The sequence below is a fragment of the Corallococcus llansteffanensis genome, assembly GCF_003612055.1.
Classification (GTDB): domain Bacteria; phylum Myxococcota; class Myxococcia; order Myxococcales; family Myxococcaceae; genus Corallococcus; species Corallococcus llansteffanensis.
This window is the reverse complement of record NZ_RAWB01000941.1, coordinates 1-2,036: the sequence shown is the minus strand read 5'-3', so window position 1 is coordinate 2,036 and position 2,036 is coordinate 1. Positions and strand designations below refer to the sequence as shown.

General features: G+C 70.3%; 3 protein-coding genes. 2 read left to right on the top strand and 1 reads right to left on the bottom strand.

Features of this window, described 5'->3' with window-relative positions:
• Positions 1 to 514: carboxymuconolactone decarboxylase family protein (locus D7V93_RS45595; protein WP_208723336.1), on the top strand; the 514-nt coding region annotated here is incomplete at its 5' end.
• A 14-nt stretch (positions 515 to 528) separates the two neighbouring features.
• Here D7V93_RS45595 and D7V93_RS42285 read toward each other — a convergent pair.
• Positions 529 to 969: an ester cyclase gene (locus tag D7V93_RS42285; RefSeq protein WP_158623980.1), complete on the bottom strand. Its 441-nt coding sequence runs from the start codon at positions 967 to 969 to the stop codon at positions 529 to 531.
• A 241-nt stretch (positions 970 to 1,210) separates the two neighbouring features.
• Here D7V93_RS42285 and D7V93_RS42280 point away from each other — a divergent pair.
• A partial coding sequence (locus D7V93_RS42280) for a GMC family oxidoreductase (protein ID WP_120648598.1) occupies positions 1,211 to 2,036 on the top strand: 826 nt, incomplete at its 3' end.

Below are 2,036 nucleotides of genomic sequence, written 5' to 3'. Positions count from 1 at the left end.
GCCCGGCACGCAGCCCCCGGATGTCTCGGGGCTCCTCTCCAGCGACGCGCTCACGCGGCTGCGGAGCCGCTACAACAACAAGCCGTCGGACCCGGTGGCGGAGCTCTCGCGGAGCAGCATCCAGGCCCTGTATTCCCAGTCCAGCGATCTCCTCGAAGAGATGATGAGTGAGTTCTACAGCCCCCAGAAGTTCGCCCGGGTCCAGGATTTCACCCAGTTCGCCCGGGACCGCGAGCAGATCGTCATCGCCCTGCTGGCGGCCCGCATGGGCAACCGGCGGATGTACCTGGCGCTCCATTTCTACTGGGGCCTGATGGTGGGCCTGTCTCCCGCGGAGATCGCCCACCGGCTGCTGTTCATCAGCTTCTACAGCGGCATCGACACCCTGACCTCGGCGCTCGAGACGTTCAGCGCGGTGCTGAACAAGCTGCAGAGCCTCACGAACGCGGCCAGGACGGACGAGGCGCTGGAGCCGCGGGCCATCATGGGCGAGCTGAAGGCATTGTTCCCCTGAGCGCCCGGACCGGCTCATGCCGCGCGCCGCGGAAGCCCCACGGCGGAGCATGAGTCCGGGTCGAGGTCGTGCATCCAGAGTTCGGCCACCCGGTCATCCTCGAACACGAAGACGTACAGGCCCCGGGGGACCGGCCCCGGGTGCGAGCCCTCGGCGCGCCAGCGTACCGCCACCTTGTTGCCCTGGATGGCGCGGCGCTCCAGGGCGAACTGGACGCCGGGTGCGCTCCCGCGCAGCTTCCTCACGAACCGCCGCAGGCCCTCCCGCCCGGCGCCCGACTCCGGCCGCGCGGGTCCGCGCAGGGCGACGCCGGGCGTCATCAGCGCGTCGATGAGCTCCAGCCGGCCCTGGCCCAGCACTTCGTCGAAGTAGCAGTACACCGTGTCCACCATCCGCGCCCTCGTGGACTGCGCACTCCGGGAGGACTCGACGTTCGCGTGGGTCTCTTTGAGCATGGGTTGACGCCTTCCTTGTGTCTGGCTTTGTGGAGCGCCTGTCATTGTCGCGGCAGGTGCACCGCTGGACATGCCTGATTGAAGAGCCACGAGGTGCCCGGTGTGATGGAGCGCCGGCCTCCGCCTGCTCCCCCCTCTCGCGCGGGCAGGCCGCCGGGTCCGCTTCGTCACGGCATGCCCGCCCCGGCTCCATGTCAGTCCTGACACTGCAAGGAAAAGACATGCGGGGGAACTGGTGACAATGGAAGCCTATGACTTCATCGTGGTGGGAGCCGGCCCGGCGGGCACGGTCATCGCCCACCGCCTGACCGAGAACCCCGAGGTCCGCGTGCTCCTCCTGGAGATGGAGGACGGCCGGACGTCCCAGGCGTACAGCAGCGTGCCCCAGATGGCCCTCGAGGGCCGGCGGATCCACGAGCCGCGCGGCGCGCTGGCGGGTGGCAACGCTTCCACCCGGGTGCACGTCCGCGGGCACCCGTCGGACTTCGACGCCTGGGCGCACCAGGGGTGCCCGGGCTGGGCCTGGCAGAGCGTGCTGCCCTACTTCCAGAGGATGGAAGACGAGGCTGTGACGGGCGCGCAGCGCCATGCGGCGAGCCCCACCTCCGGGGCCTTCATCGAGGCCTGCCAGGAATTGGGCTACCCCCTCACCGAGGACTTCAACGGGCCCCGGATGGAGGGCGCCGGCTGGCACCACCTCCACCTCCAGCAGGGCAAGCGTCACGGCGTCGACGTAGCGACCCTCCTGCTGGCGCGGACGCGGCCCAACCTCACGCTCGTGACGGGCGCCCAGGCCACCCGGCTGCTCTTCGAGGGCTCGGACTGCATGGGCGTGGAGTACCACCACCAGGGCCGGCGCGAGAGCGCGTACGCGGTCGAGGAGGTGGTCCTCTGCGGTGGGGCCCTGGAGTCCCCCAAGCTGCTCCTGCTCTCGGGCATCGGCCTGCCCGAGCGGCTCGAGCGGCTTGGCGTCCCCATGCACTCCGCCCTCCCCGGCGTGGGCGAGAACTTCCACGACCACGTCCTCACGGGAGTCCTCCGGGAGTGCACCGGGCCCCAGCCCGTCC